At 72.9% G+C, this 23,864-nt stretch carries 12 protein-coding genes; 4 read left to right on the top strand and 8 right to left on the bottom strand.

Features of this window, described 5'->3' with window-relative positions; translation table 11 throughout:
- Positions 1-9: 9 nt before the first annotated feature.
- Entirely contained in the window at positions 10-2,127 is a 2,118-nt protein-coding gene (pta, locus tag AB0761_RS14055) for a phosphate acetyltransferase (RefSeq protein WP_377269325.1), read from the bottom strand.
- A gap of 399 nt (positions 2,128-2,526) precedes the next feature.
- Positions 2,527-3,192 carry a SipW-dependent-type signal peptide-containing protein gene (locus tag AB0761_RS14050; RefSeq protein WP_377269324.1) on the bottom strand — a complete coding sequence of 222 codons (666 nt, stop codon included), beginning with the start codon at positions 3,190-3,192 and terminating at the stop codon, positions 2,527-2,529.
- A 577-nt stretch (positions 3,193-3,769) separates the two neighbouring features.
- Here AB0761_RS14050 and AB0761_RS14045 point away from each other — a divergent pair.
- The 3 genes from AB0761_RS14045 to AB0761_RS14035 all read left to right on the top strand — a co-directional run bounded on the left by AB0761_RS14045 (position 3,770) and on the right by AB0761_RS14035 (position 7,629).
- Positions 3,770-4,363, top strand: coding sequence for a signal peptidase I (locus tag AB0761_RS14045; RefSeq protein WP_377269323.1), 594 nt, complete (start codon positions 3,770-3,772; stop codon positions 4,361-4,363).
- A 1,027-nt stretch (positions 4,364-5,390) separates the two neighbouring features.
- On the top strand, positions 5,391-6,884 hold the full coding sequence (locus AB0761_RS14040; protein ID WP_377269322.1) for a sensor histidine kinase: 1,494 nt from the start codon (positions 5,391-5,393) through the stop codon (positions 6,882-6,884).
- A 58-nt stretch (positions 6,885-6,942) separates the two neighbouring features.
- Entirely contained in the window at positions 6,943-7,629 is a 687-nt protein-coding gene (locus AB0761_RS14035) for a LuxR C-terminal-related transcriptional regulator (RefSeq protein WP_377269321.1), read from the top strand.
- A 119-nt stretch (positions 7,630-7,748) separates the two neighbouring features.
- On the opposite strand, the gene glgB is transcribed toward AB0761_RS14035, so the two are convergent.
- The 4 genes from glgB to AB0761_RS14015 all read right to left on the bottom strand — a co-directional run bounded on the left by glgB (position 7,749) and on the right by AB0761_RS14015 (position 15,928).
- On the bottom strand, positions 7,749-10,331 hold the full coding sequence (gene glgB / locus AB0761_RS14030; protein ID WP_377269320.1) for a 1,4-alpha-glucan branching protein GlgB: 2,583 nt from the start codon (positions 10,329-10,331) through the stop codon (positions 7,749-7,751).
- Between the two features lie 85 nt (positions 10,332-10,416).
- Positions 10,417-11,988 carry a maltokinase gene (locus tag AB0761_RS14025; protein WP_377269319.1) on the bottom strand — a complete coding sequence of 524 codons (1,572 nt, stop codon included), beginning with the start codon at positions 11,986-11,988 and terminating at the stop codon, positions 10,417-10,419.
- Positions 11,989-12,218: 230 nt separating this feature from the next.
- Positions 12,219-13,922: a maltose alpha-D-glucosyltransferase gene (gene treS, locus AB0761_RS14020; protein ID WP_377269318.1), complete on the bottom strand. Its 1,704-nt coding sequence runs from the start codon at positions 13,920-13,922 to the stop codon at positions 12,219-12,221.
- Positions 13,919-15,928 (bottom strand): alpha-1,4-glucan--maltose-1-phosphate maltosyltransferase, encoded by a 2,010-nt coding sequence (locus tag AB0761_RS14015; protein WP_377274082.1) that lies wholly within the window; start codon positions 15,926-15,928, stop codon positions 13,919-13,921. Before AB0761_RS14015 ends, treS begins: the two co-directional genes overlap by 4 nt.
- A gap of 1,160 nt (positions 15,929-17,088) precedes the next feature.
- Here AB0761_RS14015 and glgP point away from each other — a divergent pair.
- The gene (gene glgP / locus AB0761_RS14010; protein ID WP_377269316.1) at positions 17,089-19,791 is read left to right on the top strand and encodes an alpha-glucan family phosphorylase; all 2,703 of its coding nucleotides are present in this window, start codon (positions 17,089-17,091) and stop codon (positions 19,789-19,791) included.
- A gap of 178 nt (positions 19,792-19,969) precedes the next feature.
- On the opposite strand, the gene AB0761_RS14005 is transcribed toward glgP, so the two are convergent.
- Together AB0761_RS14005 and AB0761_RS14000 are read right to left on the bottom strand one after the other, a co-directional pair.
- Positions 19,970-21,937 (bottom strand): ABC transporter ATP-binding protein, encoded by a 1,968-nt coding sequence (locus tag AB0761_RS14005; RefSeq protein ID WP_377269315.1) that lies wholly within the window; start codon positions 21,935-21,937, stop codon positions 19,970-19,972.
- Positions 21,934-23,799 (bottom strand): ABC transporter ATP-binding protein, encoded by a 1,866-nt coding sequence (locus AB0761_RS14000; protein ID WP_377269313.1) that lies wholly within the window; start codon positions 23,797-23,799, stop codon positions 21,934-21,936. The genes AB0761_RS14005 and AB0761_RS14000 overlap by 4 nt, the downstream gene beginning before the upstream one ends.
- Positions 23,800-23,864: the final 65 nt, after the last annotated feature.

Below are 23,864 nucleotides of genomic sequence, written 5' to 3'. Positions count from 1 at the left end.
GGTTGCGGGTCACCGGGTGCTCCCGCCCTGGGCCTGGACCGCGGTGATGGCGACGGTGTTGACGATGTCCTGCACCAGGGCGCCGCGCGACAGGTCGTTCACCGGCTTGCGCAGGCCCTGCAGCACCGGGCCCACCGCCACCGCGCCCGCCGAGCGCTGGACCGCCTTGTAGGTGTTGTTGCCGGTGTTGAGGTCGGGGAAGATCAGCACGGTGGCGCGGCCGGCGACCTGGGAGCCGGGCAGCTTGGTGGCGGCCACCCCGGGGTCCACCGCCGCGTCGTACTGGATCGGCCCCTCCACCAGCAGATCCGGCCGCCGCTCCCGGACCAGCGCGGTGGCCTCGCGGACCTTGTCCACATCGGCGCCGGAGCCCGAGGTGCCGGTGGAGTACGACAGCATGGCCACCCGGGGCTCCACCCCGAACTGCGCGGCGGTCTCGGCGGAGCTGATGGCGATGTCGGCCAGCTGGCGGGCGTCCGGGTCGGGGTTGACCGCGCAGTCGCCGTACACCAGCACCCGGTCGGCCAGGCACATGAAGAAGACCGACGAGACGATGTCGGCGCCGGGGGCGGTCTTGATGATCTCGAAGGCGGGGCGGATGGTGGCGGCGGTGGAGTGCACCGCACCGGAGACCATGCCGTCGGCGAGGCCCTCCTGGACCATCAGGGTGCCGAAGTAGCTGACGTCGGCGACCACGTCGTAGGCCAGCTCCGCCGTGACACCGCGATGGGCGCGGAGCTTGGCGTACTGCTCGGCGAAACTGTCCCGCAGTGGGGAGGTGGCCGGATCGACGACCCGGGCCGTGGCGCCGGAGGGCTCCCGGTCCAGGCCCAGATCGACACCGAGGTCCGCGGCGCGGCGGCGGATCACATCCGGATCGCCGAGCAGGGTGAGATCGCAGATGTTGCGACGCAGCAACACCTCGGCGGCGCGCAGCACCCGCTCCTCGGTCCCCTCGGGCAGCACCACATGGCGGCGGTCGGACCGGGCCCGTTCCAGCAGGACATGCTCGAACATCATCGGGGTCACCCGCTCGGAGCGGCTCAGCTCGATCCGGCTGATCAGCTCGGCGGTGTCCACATGGAGCTCGAAGAGGCCGAGCGCGGTCTCCGCCTTGCGGGGGCTGCCTGCGGTCAGCCTGCCCTCCAGACCGCTGAGCGAGGCTGCGGTGGGCCAGCTGCCGCCCGGGACGACGGCCACCGGGGTGCCGGGGGCCAGCCGGCCGGCCAGTGCCAGCACATCGGCGTCCGGACGGATGCCCAGGGTGAGCAGCAGACCGGAGATGGGTGGGGCGCTTGCGGCATGGGCGGCCAGGGCTCCGATCAGCAGGTCGGCGCGGTCCCCGGGGGTCACCACCATGGCGCCCTCGGTGAGAGCGGCCAGGAAGGTGGGCAGGGTGGCGCCGCCGAAGACGAACCCCCGGACGTCCCGGGTCAGCCCGGTGGCGTCGCCGAGCAGCACCTCGGCGCCGGTGGACTGGACCACCTGGGAGACGGTGGGCGCGGCCAGGGCCGGCTCCTCGGGCAGGATGTAGGCGGGGACGGCAGGCCGGCCCGCCAGACGGCGGACGATCTGCTGCTTGTCCGAGGGGGACACCCGGTTGGCGATCATGGCCAGGACGTTGCAGCCCAGGTCGGTGTAGGCGCGGAAGGCGTTGCGCACCTCCGCGACCACGGCGTCGGCCCCCTCCTGGAGGCCGCCGACCACCGGCAGCACCCAGGCGCCGAACTCATTGGCGAGACGTGCGTTGAAGGACAGCTCATCCGGGATGGAGGTGTCCGCGAAGTCGGTGCCGAGCACCAGCATCGCCTGGCACTTGGCCTCCAGCGTGCGGAAGCGGTCGACCAGCACCGAGACCAGCTCGTCCACTCCGCGCTCCGCCTGCAGGGCGGTGGCCTCCTCATAGGTGAGGCCATAGAGCTCCTGCGGCGGCAGATCGATCCGGTAGCGGCCGCGCAGCAGCTCCACCACATGGTCGGACCCAGGGCCGCCCGGCGCCGAGTGCACCAGGGGGCGGAACACCCCGACCCGGTCCACATTGCGGGTCAGCAGCTCCATGACCCCCAGCTCGACCACCTGCCGACCGTCCCCGCGGCCGATGCCGGTCACGTACACGCTGCGCGCCACGCGCTCTTCTCCGTTCCATGGGCCTGCTGAGCCGTGCGGCTCACCCTGGCGCGGTCCGGCGTTGCCGGACCGCAGCCTCAGCCGACCTTACCGGGGCGGCCTGAACGGTGGCCGAAGCGGAGGTGCCGGCCCAGGGACGGAAGGATCCCGTCCGGAAACACGTCGACGGCCGTCCGGAGCCAACTCCGGACGGCCGTCCTCGTCTCGCCCCTCGGTGCCCCCTCGGCGAGCTTCCCCTTGGAGCCCTTCTCCCCCTCGGGCTCCCTTTCTCCCGCACGTGACGTCCCCCACCACGTGCGGTCCCCCGGTGTCCTGCCCGGCCCCGGCGGACGGCCCCCCAGCCGTCCGCGGCCCCCCAGCCCCCCGGCCGGGTCCCGACACCTGCCCCGCTGGGCCCCGCTACTCCGCCGCCGTGGCGTCGGGTGCCTGGAGCTGCATCAGCGTGGCCGTGAGGCTGTAGACCAGGGACCTGCCCTGGATGCTGTTCCCCGCCCGTTCGTCGATCGCGCCGGTGACCGTCACCCGCTGCTGGTCGCCCGGGTCGAGCTTGAAGTACTCCGCGAAGCCCGCATAGTCCGGGTCGGTCCGCGTGTACGGGACGTCTCCCGACTGCGGAGCGTTGGGGCCGAGACTGTGGGCCAGCGCGTCGTCCAGGTCGATGTCGAACTCCTTGTCCCCGAGATCCTGGCCTGCGCTGCCCCGGCGCTCGACGGAGAAGTGCAGATGGAAGTACTGCAGGTCGGCATCCCGGATCACCGGGGCGCCGTCCGCGGCGGGGTCGCGGTGCAGTGCCAGGCGGACCTTGCCGCTGAGCGAGCCACTACTGGTGAAGACGGCGGTGAGTGTCGGCAGTGGGCTGCCGGGCACCAGATCCGAGGCTGTCGGCGCCGAGGTGGTGGAGGCGTTGCCGAAGGTGAGAGTGCCGGTCTGCACAACCGTGGAACCGGTGTTCTGAGTGTCGGTGAACCAGGCATACGTCCCTCCGGTGACGGCGACCGCGGCGGCGGCCAGCGATACCGAGCCGGCGAGCGCGGCGGCCTTCCTGCTCCTCCTGAAGACGCTCATCACACGCTCATCCCGTTGCCGTCCGCCGTCATCTGTCCGCAGTCCGCTCTCGTGTCCGTCGAATAGGTGCTGGTGTGTGCGTTCTGCCCGTGGTGCCCGTGGCGCCTGTCGTTCCGGTCGTTCCTGTGGTGGCCCTCGTGTCCGTCGGCTGTGCTCCGCACCTCCCTGCCGGTGCGGCGACTGACCACAACAGTGCCGGGCGGTCATGGGGTGTCGCATCGTCAAAGCGCAGTAGGCGTCTATCCCCACTTTTGACGATGCGTCGGACGCGTCGTATCGGCAGGATCGGCGGGGTGGCCGGTGTCAGAGCCGTCGGTCACGACGCAGAGACCACCCGGCAGGCCTCCGGCCGGGCGGCAGGCAAGAGCGGGAGATCATCTGAATGGCGTCCACCGCTCCCCGGGCGCGGGGAACGCATCGTCGTCCCGCTGCCGGCCGGACCCCCGGACAGCGGCCGGAGCAGGGCCGGGCCAGGGGAGCACGCGAGCGCCGTGGCACCGGCCGCGGCATCCCCGCCACCCCCGGCCCCCGGGGGCCCCGCCGGAGACCTCCGGCGGGCCGCGCACGGGGGCTCCGTATGGCCGGCCAAGCGGTGCTGGTGGCGGCCGCCGCCGCGGCGGCGGCACTGGCGCTGGCGCTCACGGTGCTGCCCATGGCCGTGCACGGCCTGGTGCTCACCGTCCTCACCGGGAGCATGGACCCGGCCATCCCGCCCGGGTCCGTGGTGGTGGACCGCCCGGTGCGGCCGGAGCTGATCAGGGTCGGGGATGTGGTGACCTTCCACTCCGGCCGTTCGCCGGGCGGCGGAGAACAGCTGGTCACCCATCGCGTGGTCGCCGTCCAGCACACCGCGAGCAGCCTCACCTTCACCACCAAGGGGGACGCCAACCGGGTCGACGACCCGGGGCGGCGTGCGGCGTCCGACGTCCGGGGTCTGGTCTGGTTCCATCTGCCGCAGATCGGCCTCTGGCGGCAGCGGCTGCTCTCCCGGGCGGGCGCGATGGTCGTCGGGGGTCTCGCCCTGGGTGTCTGGGGTGCCCGCACCCTGGCCTGGGCCCTGCGGCCCGGCGGCGACACGGAGCGCGATTCCGGTGATGGGCCCGGCCGCGCCGTCAGAGACAGACGGGGCCTCCCTCTGCACGGCGCTGTGGACTGGGACGGCGGTGCCTGACCGCGGGCGCCATCGCAGACGACCCGCCCCGACCGCCGTACCGGGTCCGCTGCGCCGCCTGGCCGCCGCGGTCCTCTTCGGTGCCGCCGGAGCGGTCGCCGCCACCCCGGTGTGGGGGACCACCGGCGCCTGGCTCACCGACACTGCGGACTCCGACCCGGTGCACCTGAACACCGCACCGACCACCGCTCCCGCCGGCGCTCCCGCCGGCGCACCCGCCGGGACGACCAACCCGGACGCGACCCCCGGCGGGTCCGAGCGGCAGGACCCGGCAGGCGGGGGAGGCCCATCCGGCCGGGGAGGCCGGCAGGGCGCGGCGGACTCGTCGCAGGGCCGACATGTGCACGGCTCCGTTGCCCACCATGGACCGGGCTCCTCATCCGACGCCCCTGCCCGGGGGCGCACCCAGAACGCACCGGACCAGAGCACACCGAACCAGAGCACACCCAGCAAGAACACTCCGGACCGGAGCAGCCCGAACCGGAGCGCACCGGGCCACTCCGAGGGGCGCGGCCACTGAGGCCTCCTCCGTGGAGCTCCCGGGCCCGCGACGCGGGCCACCGCGCCCCGCCGGCCCCGCCGGGGAAGCCCATGGCGTCCGCCGCCACCGTGGTCGGGACCGCTGCCGCAGCCCCCAGGTGAGGTCTTGCTCATCCACATGGAGCCCCGGGCAGCCCCCGGGCCCACCCCTCCGGGGGCGCACACCGCGCCGGACCGCCTGCCGTATGCCTCCCGCGCCCCCAGGATGGCCGACCAGCCGCTCTGCAGGGCCGTGATCCCTCAAGGCCGCAGCGGTGCGAGGGCCCAACGGGCTGCCCGGCGCACCCTGGCTGGTCGAGTGCGTTCAGCGCTGTCGCTTGCTGGGGCAATCTGCCGGTTCAGCACCGATTGTCGGCGGCCTGCACTACGATCCGTCACGCTGCGGTGCTGTTCCGTTGCGCCGCGTCGATCTGCCCGCCTGCGGGCCGCACCCGCCGACCAGGGCGGGCGGGGCCGTGACCCGCGTCGGCGGCCGGGGGGAATGCGCATGACTGCTGGACACCAGACCTCCGCCCGCCGGGCTCGCCGGGCCCCGGGCCGACCGCTGCTTCGTCACCGGGGCCCCGCCGTGGACGTCGTGGCCGCGCTGGCCGCTGCCGGCGTGACGGCACTGCTGCTCAGCGGTGACCTTGTCGGCGGTCAGCTGCCGCTCCGCCAGACCCAGCTGCTGCTCGCTCTTGCGGCCGCCGGTACCGGCGCCGCCGCCGCAGGCGTCGCCGCCCTCACCCCGCGGCTCGCCGGCAGCCACGGCCGTCCGCACACCTCGGTCGCCGCCGCACTGCTGCTGCACAGCCTGGTGCTGATGCCTTCCTCGGTGGTCAACACCGGCTCCGACCGGGCGCTGCTCTGGCTCGCGGTCACCCGGCTGATCGCCTCCTGCAGCTTCATCGTGCTGCTGGCCACCGGCCTCACCACCCGCCCGCCGCGCTGGACGCACGGGCGTCGCGGTGCACTGGCAGCTGTCGCGGCCGCCGCAGCCGGCGGCCTGCTGACCGCTCTCGCCGCGCCCGCAAGCCATCCGTCCGGCGGTGCGCTGCTGCCGGTGACAGTGGTGGGCGGCTGCGCCGTCGCCGTCTCCTTCGGCTATCTCCACGCCGGGTGGCGCGATCAGGACCGGCTGCGCCTGCGACTCGGCCTGGGGCTCGCCGTCGCGGCCACCGCCCAGCTGGGCCGGGTGCTCGCCGGGCATCCCGTCTGGGAGCCCGACCTGGTCTCCGCCGCCCTGCGGCTGCTCGGCCTGCTGATTGTGCTGACCGCCCTGACTTCCGACTTCCTCCACCGGGCCGACCTGGTGGAGGGCCGGCTGCTGGACTCCGATCGCCTGGCCCGCCGGACTGCCGAGCGGGACCATGAGATGCGCAATGTGCTGACCGGCCTCTCCGGCGCCGCCTATCTGTTGCGGGCGGAGGGCGCCCGGCTGGACACGGATGCCCAGGCCGAGCTGGGCGCCGCCGTCCAGGCCGAGCTGGAGCGGCTGAGGGAGCTGCTGGCCCGGGACGGCAGCCGTCCGCCGGGTGACCCCGAAGGCCATGAGGTGGAGCCTGTGCTGCGCCGCCTGGTGATGCTGCGCCGTACGGTCGGGGCCGATGTCGAACTGGCAGCCGATCCCGAGCTGCGGACCACCGTGCCCGCCTCGGTGCTGGCGCAGGCGGCCACCAACCTGCTCGCCAACTGCGAGCGCCATGCCCCCGGCGCACGGGTCCGGGTGACCGCTCGCAGGCAGAGCGGGGTGATCCTGGTCGAGGTGGCCGATGACGGCCCCGGCCTGACCCCTGGTGCGGAGCAGCGGGCGTTGCAGCGCGGGGTGCATGACCGTGCGGCCGGCGGCAGCGGCCTGGGCCTTTACGTCAGCGGACACCTGCTGGCCCAGCACGGCGGTGCGGTCAGACTGCTGCCCGGGGAGCCGCAACGGCGGGGGTGCACAGCAGTGCTGGAGCTGCCCGCCGCGGCCACCCCGGACGCCCGGGTCCCCGCGGCCTGACCGACCACCCCAGCCCGGCCAAGAGCCCTGATCCCGCCACCCTCACTGCGGGGAGACCGTGACCGTTCTCGTCATCGACGACCACCGGCTCGTCGGCACCAGCCTGGTGCTCGCGCTGCGCGGACATGCGATGGACGCCCGTGCCGCCACCGGCCGCAGCATCTCCGCGCTGCTGGAGGAGGCGGCGGCGCTGCCGCCCGGCCTGGCCCTGCTCGACCTGGACCTGGGCCGCAGCGACGACGGCGGGGAGCTGGACGGTGTGGATCTGGTGGCGCCGCTCTGTGCGGCGGGCTGGACGGTGCTGGTGGTCACCGGCAGTACGGACCGCACCCGGGTGGCCGCCGCGGTCTGCCGGGGTGCGGTGGGCTGGGTGGACAAGTCGGCCCCCTTTGAGACGCTGGTGCGCGCCGCGCTGGACGCGGCGGCCGGATTCCCGGTGCTGCAGCCCGCTGAGCGGGCCGAGCTGGTGGCCCTGCACCGCCGTACCGTCGCCGACCGGTCCGCCGGGGGCCGTCCTTCGGAGCGGGACCGGCGCGGACTGCTGGAGCGGCTGACCCCGCGTGAACTGGCGGTGCTTCGCTCGCTCGCGGAGGGCAAGCGTGCGCGTGCGATCGCCGAGGAGTCCTGGGTCGCACTGTCCACCGTGCGCAGCCAGATCCGTTCCATCCTCACCAAGCTGGAGGTGAACTCCCAGCTGCAGGCCGCCGCGCTGGGCCGGGAGCTGCTGGCCCAGCGCGGCGAGTGACCAACCCCTGGGCCGGTCGCGCCCCGGCGCGACCGCGACCGGCGTGCGGTCCCGGAGGTCCGGCGGCGCCCCGGCGCGGCGCACACCGCCGGACCCAGGGTCGGACGGGTCTTCGCAGGTCAGGCGGGCCGGAGCCAGAGGGTGGCCAGCGGCGGCAGCACCAGTTCGGCGCTGAGGTCACGGCCGTTGCGGCTGTCGGCTTCGGCCTTCACCGGATCGGGGTTGCCCACGCCGCTGCCGCCGTAGGCCGCCGCATCGGTGTTGAGCACCTCCGTCCACAGGCCGTGCGAGCCGGCGGGGGTCTGCGGAAGTCCCACCCGGTAGCCGTGCCGCACCACCGGTGAGAAGTTGCTGATCACCACCAGCGGCCGGCCGGCCCTGTCGTAGCGGACGAAGGAGAAGACGTTGTCCTCGGCCGCTCCGCCGTCCAGCCAGGAGAACCCCTCGGGCTCGGTGTCCCGCTCCCACAGCGCGGGGACGTCGCGGTAGACCCGGTTGAGGGAGCGCACCAGCTCCTGCACACCGCGGTGGTCGTCCGAGGCGGGCCAGTCCTTGTCCAGTACCCACCACTGCGGCCCGGTGTCGTGGTCGAACTCGGCGCCCTGCGCGAACTCCTGCCCCATGAACAGCAGCTGCTTGCCCGGATGGGACCACATGAAGGCCAGATAGGCGCGCAGATTGGCACGCTGCTGCCACCAGTCGCCGGGCATCTTGGAGACCAGCGACCCCTTGCCGTGCACCACCTCGTCATGCGAGATCGGCAGGATGTAGTTCTCCGAGTAGGCGTACACCATCGAGAAGGTCATGTCGTTGTGGTGGTACCTGCGGTGCACCGGGTCCTTGGACATGTAGAGCAGCGAGTCGTGCATCCAGCCCATGTTCCACTTGAGGCCGAAGCCCAGCCCGCCGATGCCGGTCGGGCCCGTGTCATGGGTGGGCCGGGTCACGCCGTCCCAGGCGGTGGACTCCTCGGCGATGGTCACCGCGCCCGGGCAGCGCCGGTAGACGGTGGCGTTCATCTCCTGCAGGAAGGTGACGGCGTCCAGGTTCTCCCGCCCGCCGTACTGGTTGGGCGACCACTGGCCGTACTCGCGGGAGTAGTCCAGGTAGAGCATGGAGGCCACCGCGTCCACCCGCAGCCCGTCCACGTGGTACTCCTGGCACCAGTAGACGGCGTTGGCGACCAGGAAGTTGCGGACCTCGGTACGGCCGTAGTCGAACTCCAGGGTCCCCCAGTCCGGGTGCTCCGCCCGCTGGGGGTCGGCGGGCTCGTACAGCGGTTCGCCGTCGTAGCGGGCCAGCGCGAAGTCGTCCTTGGGGAAGTGCGCCGGGACCCAGTCGACGATCACCCCGATGCCGGCCCGGTGCAGGGCGTCGACCAGGAACCTGAAGTCGTCGGGGCCGCCCATCCGGGCGGTCGGCGCGTAGTAGTAGGACACCTGGTAGCCCCAGGAACCGCCGAAGGGGTGCTCCATCACGGGCAGGAACTCCACATGGGTGAAGCCCAGGTCGGTGATGTACTCCGGGAGCACCTCGGCCAGCTCGCGGTAGGAGAGCCCCGGCCGCCAGGACGGCAGATGGACCTCGTAGACCGACATCGGCTCCCGGTGGTGCTGCCCGGCCTCCCGCGCCGCCATCCACTCCGCGTCGCCCCACTCGTACTGCGAGCGATGGACCACCGAGGCGGTGCCCGGCGGGCACTCGGCAGCCAGCGCCAGCGGGTCGCCCTTCTGGATCAGCCGGCCGTCGCGGGTGCGGATCTCGTACTTGTAGCGGGTGCCCTCCGTCATCCCCGGGACGAAGAGCTCCCAGACGCCCGACGAGCCCAGCGAACGCATCGGGTAGCAGCAGCCGTTCCAGCCGTTGAAGTCGCCGACCAGGCGCACCCCCACGGCGTTGGGCGCCCACACGGCGAAGGAGACACCGGTGACCGTGCCCAGCCCGGTCTGGTAGCTGCGCACATGGGAGCCGAGCACCTCCCACAGCTGCTCATGGCGGCCCTCCCGGATCAGATGGAGGTCCATCTCGCCGAGCGTCGGCAGGAAGCGGTAGCCGTCGTCCTGCAGATACTCGGTACCGGAATAGGTGACCCGCAGCCGGTAGTCGGGCACCAGCTCCACCGGGAGCAGCCCGGTGAAGAGGCCCTCGTGCTGGTGGACCAGCTCGGCCCGGCCGATGGGGGTCTCGACCACCACCCGCTCGGCCATCGGCCGCAGCACCCGTACCGCGACCCCGCCGGGCACCGGGTGCGCCCCCAGCAGCCCGTGCGGGTCATGGTGGGATCCGGCCACCAGCCGGTCGATCTCGCCGGGGGCGAGCGGGGCCTCCGGCAGCCGGATGGGCTCCGATGCCCTGTCGCCGCGGTCCTCGGCGGGCGCCGCCGCGCCACGTCCCGGCTGCGCGGCGGCGGGCCGTCCGGAGGCGGCCGATGCTGCGGAGCCGGCCGAGCCGGCCGGCGACGAGCCGGTGGCGCCCGAGCCGGTGGCGCCCGAGCCGGCTGCTCCTGAGGCGGCTGACTCCGCGGTGGTGGCGGCCGCGGGAGCGGTCGTCGTCGGGGCGGCGGTCGGCGGGGTTGCGGTCGGCCCCGGCCCCGCGGGCGCGGCCCCGGTGGGCGCGGGTTCCGTCTCGGGGCGTGGTGCCACCACGGACGGCTGCTGCCGCTGGAGCTGCGATGTCGGGCGGGTCGGGTCGGGCGCGGTCACGGCCGATGCCTCCTCGGGCTGGTCTGTTCGCAGGGACGGGATAGGGGTGACGGGTGCCGGCGGATCCAGGGCCGGGCGGGTCCGCTCACATCGGAGCGGCGTCGGCGGCCAGCCGCCGGACGGCGGACATCGGGATGGGCAGCCAGTCCGGGCGGTGCCGGGCCTCGTAGACCACCTCGTAGACCGCCTTGTCGATCTCGAAGGCCCGCATCAGCACCGGGTCGGTACGGGGGTCGGCGCCGCCGCCGGCCGCATAGCCCGCGCAGTACGCGGCCCGGTTGCGGACGGCCCAGGCGGTCGCCAGTCGGGCGAGATGGTCGCGGTCGGCGGACTGCCGGCCGCCGCCGCGCGGGTCGGGGACCGTGGCGGGCTGCTCGGCCAGCAGATGGGCGGCGGCGTAGTCGAAGGAGCGCAGCATCGCCGCCACATCCCGTACGGCGGGCTGCAGCCGGCGGCGCTCACCCAGCGGCTTGGCGGGCTCGCCCTCGAAGTCCAGCAGTACCCAGCCGTCGGCGGTGCGCATGGACTGGCCGAGGTGCAGGTCGCCGTGGATGCGCTGGATCCGCAGCGGCCGGCCGTCGCGGGTCGGGTCGGCCAGCGCCCGGAAGGCGTCCTGGAGCGCGGGCCGATAGGGGAGCAGGTCGGGCACCGCGACGGTGGCCGCGTCCAGCCGGCGGGCCATGGCGGCGGCCAGCTGGTCGATCTGCGCCCGGTCGAGGACGCCCACCGGCAGGGTGCGGGCGAGCGCCAGGTGCACCTCGGCCGTGGCACGACCCAGCAGGAACGACTCTGCGGAGAAGTTGCCGCTGATGTGGTCGGCGGGCCGGCCGTCGCGGCCGGTGGACCACTCGGGCTCGCTGCACAGCCGGTGCACATGCTCCAGTGCCAGCTCCCAGCCGTCCGCGGCGCCGGCCAGGAACTGCTGCAGCAGGCCCAGGGTCGCGGGGTCGGTCTCCCCGCTGCCCGCCAGCCGGGTCTCGAACCAGGCGGCCGGGCGCGGGATCCGGGTGGACCCGGCACGGGCGAGCGCCAGCGAGAGCTCCAGATCGGGGTTGATCCCGGGGCTCACCCGGCGGAAGAGCTTGAGGATCAGGGCGCTGCCGTACACCAGCGAGGTGTTGCTCTGCTCTGCGGTCACCGCCCGGCCGACCAGCCCGGCCGGGATCTGCGCCCCCGGCAGTCGGCGGAACACCAGCGGGCCCACCTCGCCGGGCTCGGCGAACCGGGTGAGCAGCCAGCGGGTGAGGTCGGTGTCATGCGCGGCGTCATAGACGACCGTGCCGTCGTAGGGGCCGCCGGAGAGCCGGCCGATCAGTGCCCCGCCGAGTCTGCCGGGCTGCTCGGCCCTGGCGGCCAGCAGCAGTTGGTAGACGTCGGCGGTGGACTGGTCGTCGCCGCCGGTGCGCTGCTCGACCCGCAGCAGCAGATGGATCAGGGCGGGGTCGCCCTCCAGCAGAGGGGTGGCGGCCATCGGTGTGATGCCGGTGACCGGCCGCCCCTTCCCGGCGAACCAGCGCTGGCCTGGCAGCCAGGACTGCAGCAGCGGCAGTGCCGCGCTGACCAGGGCGTCGGTTCCGGCGCGGGTACCGGAGCGGGCCGCGGTGCCGCTGCGCGGCCCGCTGTTGACGGTGGCTCGAGACCGGGAGGTGTCCGACATGACTCCCTTTCCCCGGATGACACGGTTTGCCCGGCTCGGGTGGGTTAGCCGGATTTGCCAGTCTTCCGGATTTCGGCGGCGCGGCGGCTCCGGCACGCGGTCGGGAGACCGCATGTCACGCCATGGGATGCGTGGGTTCTCGGGTGTCTCCGTACGGTGGTGCGGCCGTTCTGCCCGGGACGGCCGGCCGGCCGTCCCGGGCAGAACATGGACTGCGGGGTTCCCCGGGGTCAGAGTGCGTCGGGCCGACGCAGTCGGAACCAGTAGAACCCGTGGCCTGCCAGGGTGAGCAGATACGGGAGCTCGCCGATGGCGGGGAAGCGCACCCCGCCGATCAACTCCACGGGGTGGCGGCCCGTGTACTCGCGGAGGTCGAGCTCGGTCGGCTGCGCGAACCGGGAGAAGTTGTTCACGCACATGACCAGGTCGTCGCCCTGCTCGCGGACGAAGGCCAGCACCGCCGGGTTGCTGGACGGCAGTTCGGCGTAGCTGCCCAGCCCGAAGGCCGGGTTGAGTTTGCGGATCTCGATCATCCGGCGGGTCCAGTGGAGCAGGGAGCTGGTGTTGCTCATCTGCGCCTCGACATTGGTCACCTGGAAGCCGTAGACCGGGTCCATGATGGTCGGCAGATTGAGCCTGCCCGGGTCGCAGGAGGAGAAACCGGCATTGCGGTCGGGCGTCCACTGCATCGGGGTCCGCACACCGTCGCGGTCGCCCAGCCAGATGTTGTCGCCCATGCCGATCTCGTCCCCGTAGTAGAGGACGGGCGAGCCGGGCAGCGACAGCAGCAGCGCGGTGAAGAGCTCGATCTGGTTGCGGTCGTTGTCCAGCAGCGGGGCCAGCCGGCGGCGGATCCCCACATTGGCGCGCATCCGCGGATCCTTGGCGTACTCCGCGTACATGTAGTCGCGCTCTTCGTCGGTGACCATCTCCAGCGTGAGCTCGTCATGGTTGCGCAGGAAGATGCCCCACTGGCAGCCCGACGGGATCTTGGGAGTCTTGGCCAGGATCTCCGACACCGGGTAGCGGGACTCCCGGCGCACCGCCATGAAGATCCGCGGCATCACCGGGAAGTGGAATGCCATATGGCACTCGTCGCCACCGCCCTCGAAGCCGCCGAAGTAGTCGACGACGTCCTCCGGCCACTGGTTGGCCTCCGCCAGCAGCACCGTGTCGGGGTAGGCGGCGTCGATCTCGGCCCGCACCCGCCTGAGGAAGGAGTGGGTCTCCGGGAGGTTCTCGCAGTTGGTGTTCTCGCGGGCGTAGAGATACGGGACGGCGTCCAGCCGGAAGCCGTCGATCCCCAGGTCCAGCCAGAACTTCAGGGCCGCGATCATCTCCTCCTGAACGGCCGGGGAGTCGAAGTTGAGGTCCGGCTGGTGGGAGAAGAAGCGGTGCCAGAAGTACTGCTTGCGCACCGGGTCATAGGTCCAGTTCGACGTCTCGGTGTCGACGAAGATGATCCGCGCTTCCGGATACTGCTTGTCGTCGTCGGCCCACATGTAGTAGTCCCCGTACGGCCCGTCGGGGTTCTTGCGGGACTCCTGGAACCACGGATGCTGGTCACTGGTGTGGTTCATGACGAAGTCGATGACCACGCGCATGCCGCGCTGGTGGGCGGCGTCCACGAACTCCACGAAGTCGGCCAGGTCGCCGAACTCCGGGAGCACCGCGGTGTAGTCCGAGACGTCGTAGCCGCCGTCGCGCAGCGGTGAGGCGAAGAAGGGCGGCAGCCAGAGGCAGTCCACCCCCAGCCACTGGAGGTAGTCCAGTTTTGCGGTGAGCCCCTTGAGATCGCCGACACCGTCGCCGTTGCTGTCCTGGAAGGAGCGGACGAGGACCTCGTAGAACACCGCGCGCTTGAACCACTCAGGGTCGCGGTCCTTCTGCGGGGTGTCCTCGAAGGTGTCGGGAACTGGCTCGTTGACGATCACTCTGCGGTCCTCCGAACCGTGAGGATGTGCGCCGGCTGCTGGGACGGGTCGAGCCGGACGTAGTTGTGCTGACCCCAGCGGTAAGTGGCACCGGTGAGCTCGTCGCGCACCGTCAGGTGGTCGTGCCACTCCAGCCCGAGAGCGGGCAGGTCGAGGGTGACGGTCGCCTCCTGGGCCTGATGGGGGTCGAGGTTGACCACCACCAGCACGGCGTCGTCATGGGGGGAGGCGGACCCGCTGCCGACCCCGGGTCCGGTGGCGCGCTTGGAGTAGACCAGCAGCGCGTCGTTGTCCGCGTGGTGGAAGTGGATGTTGCGCAGCTCGCGCAGCGCCGAGTGGCGCCGCCGGAGCCGGTTGAGCGAGGTGATCAGCGGGGCGAGGGTGCGGCCCGACGCCTCCGCGGCGGCCCAGTCGCGAGGGCGCAGCTGGTACTTCTCCGAGTCGAGGTACTCCTCCGACCCGGGGCGCACCGCGGTGCCCTCGTAGAGCTCGTAGCCCGCGTAGACACCCCAGGTGGGCACCAGGGTCGCGGCCAGCACGGCCCGCAGCGCGAAGGCCGGCGGGCCGCCGTGCTGCAGTACGGCGTGCAGGATGTCGGGGGTGTTCACGAAGAAGTTGGGCCGCATGTAGGAGGCGGCCTCGCCGCTGAGCTCCGTGAGGTACTCGGTCAGCTCCTGCTTGCCGTTGCGCCAGGTGAAGTAGGTGTACGACTGGTGGAAGCCGACCTTGCCCAGGGTGTGCATCATCGCGGGCCGGGTGAAGGCCTCGGCCAGGAACAGCACATCCGGGTCGGTCCGGGCGATCTCGCCGAGCACCCGCTCCCAGAACACCACCGGCTTGGTGTGCGGGTTGTCCACCCGGAAGATCCGCACCCCGTGGTCCATCCAGAAGCGCAGCACCCGCAGCGTCTCCCGGACCATCCCGTCGAAGTCCTGGTCGAAGTTGATGGGGTAGATGTCCTGGTACTTCTTGGGAGGGTTCTCGGCATAGGCGATCGAGCCGTCGGCGCGGTGCTGGAACCACTCCGGGTGCTTGTTGACCCAGGGGTGGTCGGGCGAGCACTGCAGGGCGAAGTCCAGTGCCACTTCGAGGTCCAGCTCGCGGGCGCGGGCCACAAAGGCGTCGAAGTCCTCGATGGTGCCCAGGTCCGGATGGACCGCGTCATGCCCGCCCTCGGGGGACCCGATGGCCCACGGCGAGCCGACATCGTGCGGACCGGCCGTGAGGGTGTTGTTCGGGCCCTTGCGGAACGCCCTGCCGATCGGGTGGATCGGCGGCAGGTACACCACGTCGAAGCCCATCTCGGCCACCGCCGGCAGCCGCTCCGCGGCGGTCCGCAGGGTGCCGCTGCGCGGCGGCCGGACCCCGGTGGGGTCGACGACCGCCCCCTCGGAGCGGGGGAAGAGCTCGTACCAGGAGCCGAACAGCGCCCGGGGCCGGTCCACCTGCAGCGGCAGCGGCTCGGAGGTGCTGACCAGCTCGCGCAGCGGATGCCTCGTCAGCACCGCGGTCACCTCGGCGGAGACGGCGGACGCCAGCCTGGTCATCGGCGGCAGGCCGGAGTCGCGGAGCGTCCGTGCCGCGGCCTCCACCACCGCCCGGCCGTCGTCCTGCGGTACGCCGGCGGCGGCGCGCTCCAGCAGCTGGGCGCCCTCCTCCAGGACCAGCGCGGTGTCCAGCTCCGCCGGGATCTTGATCTTGGCGTGGTGGCGCCAGGTCTCCACCGGGTCGCTCCAGGCCTCCACGGTGTACGTCCACCGTCCGGGCCCGGTCGGGGTGACGTCCGCTCCCCAGCGGTCGGTGCCCGGGGCGAGTTCCTGCATCGGGGTCCAGGGGCCGACCCGGCCCTCGGGGTCCCGCAGCACCGCGTTGGCGCCGACCGCGTCGTGCCCCTCCCGGAAGACCGTCGCCGTCACCGGGAAGGACTCCCCGACCACGGCCTTGGCCGGCCGGCGGCCGCAGTCGACCAGCGGGTGGACGTCCAGGACGGGGATGCGGCCGATCATCGTCTCGCTCTCTGCTGCCGCGGCCGGGGCCGGTGCGGTCCTCTTGGCCGGGGCCTTCCTGGCCGTCTTCTTGGCGGCCGACTTCTTCGCCGGCGCCTTCTGCTCCGCCGTCCTCTTGGCCGGGGCCCTGCCCGCAGCCCCACCGGTCGGTGCCTCCCCGGTCTTCTTCGCGGTCTTCTTCGCGACCTTGGCCGCGGTCTTCTTCGCGGGTTTCTCCGCCGCTTCGCCGGGGCCCGCCGCTCGGGCGCCCGCCGTACGATCCGCCACCGGGTCAGCCGGGACGGGGTCCTGGGCCGAGGCCTGCTGGGCCGGCACCGAGGCGGGTGCGTCGGCCGCGAGAGCGGTTCGGATCGGCTGGGTCTGCGGTGCCCGTCCGGTGCCCGCCGGGCCGGGGGTGCCCGAAGCCGGTGTCGGAGTGGACGGTGTCCGCTTCTCGTCGTGCATGGCGAAGCTCCTGCCCGCGATCGGCGGCAGCTCCCCCGCAGGCGGCGCGCACCGTCCGGACAGGCACGTCCGGAACTGGGCGGCGAGCCCGGGGGAGTACCGGGAGGACTGATGTCGGGACGTCGGACCGGATCCAGTTGCGGTCCCGGAGAGCCTTCCCCCGCCTTCCCGTCCGGCAACCTGATCGGTTGCCGGTCCCCGTCGGCGCGCCCAGGAGGGGGTCCGGGCACACCGCCGTGTGCGCTCCGGTCGGGAGCGTCCCGACGGCCGTTCCGGAGGGTGGTCCGGACGGGCAGTCGCACCCGACTCGACAACGAGCACGCACAGGATGAGGACACGCAGACATCAGCCACCGGTGATCATGTCGACGCGGAAGCGGATACAGGCGGGGAAATGAGGGGATCTCCGGGCACGGGCCCCCACGGGTGCGGCAACCGGCCGCACCTGGCGTGAGGAGCTCCCGCCCCTCACGCATACTCGCACCGCGCTACGCCCTTACGCAGCAGTTTGGTCCTGTCTGCGGCGTGTCTCGACGGACGGGTTCAGCTCCCCGGGGGACTCCGCGCGCCGGGCGTGTGACCCGCCCGCCCCGCGCGCCCCATGTGCCTCCGTATGACGCACTGTGCGCCGGCTGTGATCTCTTCGCTGGGCCGAACGGCCCCCGCGGAACGAGTTGACCCCGCGGCGCCCGCCACCCCGCAGCTAGGCTTCCCAGGGTGAAGGCAATTCGCAGATTCACAGTCCGCACCGTCCTGCCCGAGCAACTCCAACCACTGCATGAGCTCGCTCTCAACCTGCGGTGGTCCTGGCACCCGGAGACCCGGGAGCTCTTCCGCTCCGTCGACCCCGAGGTCTGGGAATCCACCGGGGAGGACCCGGTCCGCCTCCTCGGCGAGGTCCCCGCGGCAAGGCTTGCGGCCCTCGCAGCCGACCGGCGCTTCCTGCGCCGCCTCCACGACGCGGCGGACGAACTCCAGGACTACCTCACCGGCCCCCGCTGGTACCAGGACGCACCGTCAGGTGACGACGGCGAACCGCTGCCCGCCGGCATCGCCTACTTCTCCCCCGAGTACGGCATCGCCGCCGCTCTCCCGCAGTACTCCGGCGGCCTCGGCATCCTGGCCGGCGACCACCTCAAGGCCGCCAGCGACCTCGGCGTCCCGGTGATCGGCGTCGGCCTCTTCTACCGGCACGGCTACTTCCGCCAGTCCCTCTCCCGGGACGGCTGGCAGCAGGAGCGCTACCCCCTGCTCGACCCCAATGAGCTCGCCGTCAGCCTGCTGCGCGAGCCCGACGGCAGCCCCTGCCGCGTCGTGCTCGCCCTCCCCGGCGACCGCCGGCTGCACGCCCACATCTGGAAGGCCCAGGTGGGGCGGGTACCGCTGCTGCTCCTCGACTCCGACATCGAGGAGAACTCCGCAGCCGAGCGCGATGTCACCGACCGGCTCTACGGCGGCGGCAGCGAGCACCGGCTGCTGCAGGAGATGCTGCTCGGCATCGGCGGCGTCCGCGCCGTACGCACCTTCTGCCGTCTCACCGGCCATCCGGAACCCGAGGTCTTCCACACCAACGAGGGCCACGCCGGCTTCCTCGGCGTGGAACGGATCAGGGAGCTGACGGGCGAGTCCGGGCTGGACTTCGACGCCGCACTGGAGGCCGTCCGGGCCGGCACCGTCTTCACCACCCACACCCCCGTCCCCGCCGGTATCGACCGCTTCGACCGTGATCTGGTCGCCCGCCACTTCAGCGGGGACGCCGCACTGGCCGGCGTCCCCACCGAGCAGGTGCTGACCCTCGGCGCGGAGACCTGGGAGGGCGGTGACCCCAGGCTCTTCAACATGGCGGCCATGGGCCTGCGCCTCGCCCAGCGCGCCAATGGCGTCTCCACCCTGCACGGCGAGGTCAGCCGGGGGATGTTCAACGGCCTCTGGCCCGGGTTCGACACCGCGGAGGTGCCCATCACCTCCATCACCAACGGTGTGCACGCCCCCACCTGGATCGACCCCGCGGTGGTCCGGCTCGGCGCCCGGGAGATCGGCGCCGAGCACGCCGAGGACGCCATGATGGTCGGCGAGGCCCGGCACTGGCACGGCATCGAGTCCATTCCCGACGCCGACATCTGGGAGCTGCGCCGACAGCTCCGCGCCCAACTGGTCGACGAGGCCAGGCGCCGGCTGCGCGCCTCCTGGCGGCAGCGCGGCGCCGGCGACGCCGAACTCGGCTGGACCGACTCGGCACTCGACCCCGATGTGCTCACCATCGGCTTCGCCCGCCGGGTGCCCTCCTACAAGCGGCTCACCCTGATGCTGCGCGACCCCGAGCGGCTGCGCCGCCTGCTGCTCCACCCGGAGCGTCCGGTGCAGATCGTCATCGCGGGCAAGGCGCACCCCGCCGACGACGGCGGCAAGCGGCTGATCCAGGAGATGGTCCGCTTCGCCGACGACCCGATGGTGCGGCACCGCATCGTCTTCCTGCCCGACTACGACATGGCCATGGCCCAGCATCTGTACCCCGGGTGCGATGTGTGGCTGAACAACCCGCTGCGCCCGCTGGAGGCCTGCGGCACCTCGGGGATGAAGGCGGCGCTCAACGGCTGCCTCAACCTCTCGGTGCTCGACGGCTGGTGGGACGAGTGGTTCGACGGCTCCAACGGCTGGGCGATCCCCACCGCCGAAGGGACCGGGCTCGGCGGCGGGGTGCACGGTGCCGGGATGACCGGTGGCCAGGGCATCGACGCCGACCGGCGCGACGACCTGGAGGCGGCGGCCCTCTACGATCTGATCGAGCACCAGGTCGCGGCGCGCTTCTACGACCGGGGCGCCGGCGCGCTGCCGCACCGCTGGATCGAGATGGTCCGCCACACCCTGGTCCACCTCGGTCCCAAGGTGCTCGCCGGCCGCATGGTCCGCGAGTATGTCGCGCGGCTCTACGCCCCGGCCGCCGCCGCTCAGCGCCGGCTCTCCGGGCCGGTCGCCGACGGCTCCCCGTACGGGGGCGCCCGGGGGCTGGCCGAGTGGAAGGGCCGGGTGCGGTCCTCCTGGCCCTCGGTCCGGGTGGAGCATGTGGAGGCCGGAGGTCCGGCCGACGCACCCGAGCTGGGCTCCACGCTGGCCCTGCGGGTGCAGGTGGCGCTCGGCGCGCTGGAGCCGTCCGATGTGGATGTCCAGGTGGTGGCGGGCCGGGTGGACGAGAGCGACCGGATCACCGATGCGGCGCTGGTCTCCCTCAAGCCCTCGGGCCGCCCGGACATCAATGGGCACTGGCTCTACGAGGGCCCGCTGGAGCTCGGCCGCACCGGGCCCTTCGGCTACACCGTCCGGGTGCTCCCGGCCCATCCGCTGCTGGCCTCCGCCGCAGAGCTGGGCCTGATCGCCGTCCCGCCGGAGTCCGCAGGTATGGACGCGGGCCTGCTGCGCTGAGTCCTTCCCCGTGCCCCGCAGGGGCACGGGGAAGCGCCGCCGCGGGGCGAACCCCGGCTGCCGTACATGCACCAAGGGGCGCGGGGCCCCGGGCGTCCGGCCCTCCACGGTCGTGGGGGGCGGTTTGCCCGGGGCCCCGCGCCGCGGCCGTTGGGGGCCGCCGCCGCGGGGCGACGGGTCAGACCAGGCTCTCCCGCCAGGCCTGGTGCAGGTCGGCGAAGCGGCCTGTGCCGCCGATCAGTTCGGCGGGGGTGCCGTCCTCGACCACCCGGCCCTGCTCCATCACCAGGACCCGGTCGGCGATCTCCACGGTGGAGAGCCGGTGGGCGATGATCACCGCGGTACGGCCGGCCAGGACCGTCCGCATCGCCTCCTGCACCGCGCGCTCACCGGGGACGTCCAGCGAGGAGGTGGCCTCGTCCAGGATCAGCACCGCCGGGTCGGCCAGCAGGGCGCGGGCGAAGGCGACCAACTGCCGCTGGCCTGCCGAGATCCGGCCGCCGCGCTTGCGGACATCGGTGTCAAAGCCCTCGGGCAGCGCCTCGATGAAGCCCGCGGCCCCGATGGCCCGTGCGGCCTCCTCCACCTGCTCCCGGGTCGCTCCGGGCCGGCCGACCGCGATGTTGTCGGCCACGGTGCCGGAGAAGAGGAAGGACTCCTGGGTCACCATCACCACACTGCGCCGCAGATCGGATGTGGCGAGGTCGCGCAGATCGATGCCGTCCAGGGTGATCCGGCCGGTGGTCGGGTCGTGGAACCGCGCCAGCAGCTTGGCCAGGGTGGACTTGCCCGCCCCGGTGGCGCCCACCACCGCGACGGTCTGCCCGGCGGGCAGCACCAGATCGAAGCGGGGCAGCACCTCCCGGCCGGTCCGGTAGGCGAAGCCCACCTCCTCGAAGACGATCTGCCGCCCCTTCATCGAGGCGTCCGGGCGCTCCGGCAGCGGCACCGGCTCGACCGGCTCGGCGACCGTGGGCTCATGGGCGAGCAGCCCGGCGATCTTCTCCAGGGCGGCGGAGGCCGACTGGTAGCTGTTGAGGAACATCGCCAGATGGTCGATCGGGTCGAAGAGCCGCCGCAGATAGAGCACAAAGGCGGCCAGCACACCGAGCTCCAGCCCGCCGTCGGTCACCAGATAGGCGCCCCACAGCACCACACCGGTGACCCAGACATTGGCGGTGGCGCGGGAGGAGGCGACAAAGCGGGCCATCGCCAGCAGGCCGTTGGCATTGGCGGTGGCGTACTCGGCGTTGACGGTGCTGAACGCCTCCTCGTTGGCCCGTTCGCGGCGGAACGCCTGGACCGGCCGGATGCCGTTCATGGTCTCGGTGAAGCGGACGATCACCGAGGCGACCGCGGTGCGCGAGCGCCGGTAGATCTGGGCCGACCGGCGCCGGAACGAGCGGGCGAGCAGGTACATGGGCACAAAGGAGGCCAGTGAGGCCAGGCCCAGCCGCCAGTCCATCACCAGCAGCAGCACCGCGATGTAGGTCATCGACAGGGCCACCGAGAGCAGCTCTTGGAGGCCCTCGTTCAGCAGCTCCCGCAGGGCATCGACGTCACTGGTGGCCCGGGAGATGATCCGGCCCGAGGTGTAGCGCTCATGGAAGTCCAGACTGAGCCGCTGGGCATGGCGGAAGATCCGGCCCCGGAGCTCCAGCAGGATGTCCTGGTTGATCAGGCCGGTGAGCCGGATGAAGGCGCGCTGCAGCAGGGTGGAGATCAGGGCGCAGCCCAGATAGGCCGCGGTGACGGCGATCAGCGGCCCGGAGTCGTGGCGCCGCAGTGCGGGGATGGCCCGGTCGATGGCGAGCGCCACCAGCAGCGGCCCGGCCTGGATGGCGGCCTGCTGAAGGAGGATCTGCACCATGGCGAGCGCGATCCGGCGGCGATGCGGCCCGGTCAGGGAGCGCAGCAGGGCACTGGGGGCGCCCGGTGGGACGGGGATGTCCTCGTCGTCCTGTGTGGCCCCTGCCCCAGGCCCGCGGGCGGGGGCAGGGGCGGCGGGGGCTTCCACGGCGGGGGCCTGCGTGCCCGGAGCCGGTGCGGCCGGAGCCTGCGCTTCCGGAGCCTGCGCATGGGAAGCGGGTGCGGTGAGGGCCTCCGGACGCTGGTCGTCCGTCTCCGTACCGGTGGCGGAGGTCATCGGGTGGTGCTCCCTTCGCGGACTCGCCCGGCGACCTCGCCGGACATCAGCTCGCGGTAGGCGGGACAGGAATCCAGCAGCTCCTGATGGGTGCCGGTCGCGGCGATCCGCCCGTCGGCCAGCAGCGCCACCCGGTCGGCCAGCAGCACGGTGCTCGGCCGGTGTGCGACTACCAGGGCGGTGGTCCCGACCAGTACCCGGCGCAGTGCGCTCTCCACCAGGGCCTCGGTGTGCACGTCCAGGGCGGACAGCGGGTCGTCCAGCACCAGGAAGGCCGGGCTGCCAACGACAGCGCGGGCCAGTGCCAGCCGCTGGCGCTGCCCACCCGAAAGGCTGAGCCCCTGTTCGCCCACCTGGGTGTCCAGGCCGTCGGGCAGCCGCCGGGTGAAGTCCGCCTGGGCGGTGTCCAGCGCCCGGTCCAGCGCCTGCCGGTCCGCGTCGGGACCGCCCATCAGGACGTTCTCCCGCACCGAGGCGGAGAAGAGGGTGGGCTCCTCGAAGGCGACCGCGACCAGCTCACGCAGCCGGTGCCGGGGCAGGTCGCGGATGTCGGTGCCGTCCAGGGTGACCGCGCCCGCGGTGGCGTCGTAGAGCCGGGGGAGGAGCGCGGTGAGTGTGGTCTTGCCGCTGCCGGTGGCACCCACCAGCGCCATGGTCTCGCCGGGCCGGATGTGCAGATCGATGCCGCGCAGCAGGTCCGGGGAGTCCGCCGGGGCGTCGGGGTAGCGGAACCGGACCCCGCTGAAGCGGATGCCGCCGTCGGGGGACGCGGTGGCCGCGGCGGTGGGCCTGGGCGCGTCAGTCGGGGGCGCGTCCCTCCGGGGGGCGGCCGGCTGCTCCGCCTCCGGAGTGTCCATCACCTCGAAGAACCGGTCGGAGGCGGTCGCCGCCTCATTGCTGTAGGCCAGCAGCCAGCCGAGTGACTCCACCGGCCAGCGCAGCGCCAGGGCGGTGGAGAGGAAGGCCACCAGGGTGCCGGCGGTGAGCCTGCCGTCGGCGACCTGGATGCACCCCAGGCAGAGTGCGGCACCCAGCGCCAGCTCCGGCAGGCCCACGATCACCGCCCAGAGGTCGGCCAGCAGCCGGGCCTTGCGCAGCTCCGTGGAGCGCAGCTGCTCCGCCTGGTCGCGGAACCGCCGCGCCATGGTGCGGTGGCGGCCGAAGGCCTTGAGGATGCGGATGCCGAGCACCGACTCCTCGATCACCGTGGCCAGGTCGCCGACCTGGTCCTGTGCCCGGCGGGCGGCGGCGCTGTAGCGGGCCTCGAAGGCGGAGCAGAGCAGGATCAGCGGGGCCGCGGGGAGCACCAGCACCAGCCCCAGCCGCCAGTCCAGCGAGAACATGATCGCCACCCCGGTGAGGAAGGTGGCGGTGTTCACGATCAGGAAGACCAGCGGGAAGGCGAGGAAGAGCCGCAGGGTGAAGAGGTCCGAGGTGGCCCGGGAGAGCAGCTGCCCGGAGGCCCAGCGGTCATGGAAGGAGACCGGCAGCCGCTGCAGCTTGGCGTAGAGATCGCCGCGCAGGGTGCGCTCCACCCCGGCCAGCGGACGGGCGATCAGCACCCGGCGCACACCGAAGAGCCCGGCCTCGGCCAGGCCGAGCACCAGCAGCAGCCCGGCCAGCGGCCAGAGCGCGCCGGGGTCGCGATGGGCGACCGGCCCGTCCACGATCCGCCGCAGCACCAGCGGCACCAGCAGGCCCGCACAGGAGGCCACCAGCGCGGCCGCGGTGGAGCCGGCCAGGAACCAGCGCACCGGGCGGACGTACGGCCACAGGCGCAGCAGTGAGCGCACCGCGGAGCGCTTGGGCGCGGACGGTGCGGTGGTGGAGGCGGACTGTGCGGTGAAAGCTGTCTCGGACATCGTTCGCGAGCGTACGGCTCACCACTGACAACCTCATCCGGTTTTTCCGGGCGCCCCGCTGCGGC

Origin of the sequence: Peterkaempfera podocarpi (assembly GCF_042466665.1) — a bacterium.
Classification (GTDB): Bacteria; Actinomycetota; Actinomycetes; order Streptomycetales; family Streptomycetaceae; genus Peterkaempfera; species Peterkaempfera podocarpi.
Note: the sequence above shows the minus strand (reverse complement) of the source record. Positions and strands in the feature narration are given on the sequence as shown.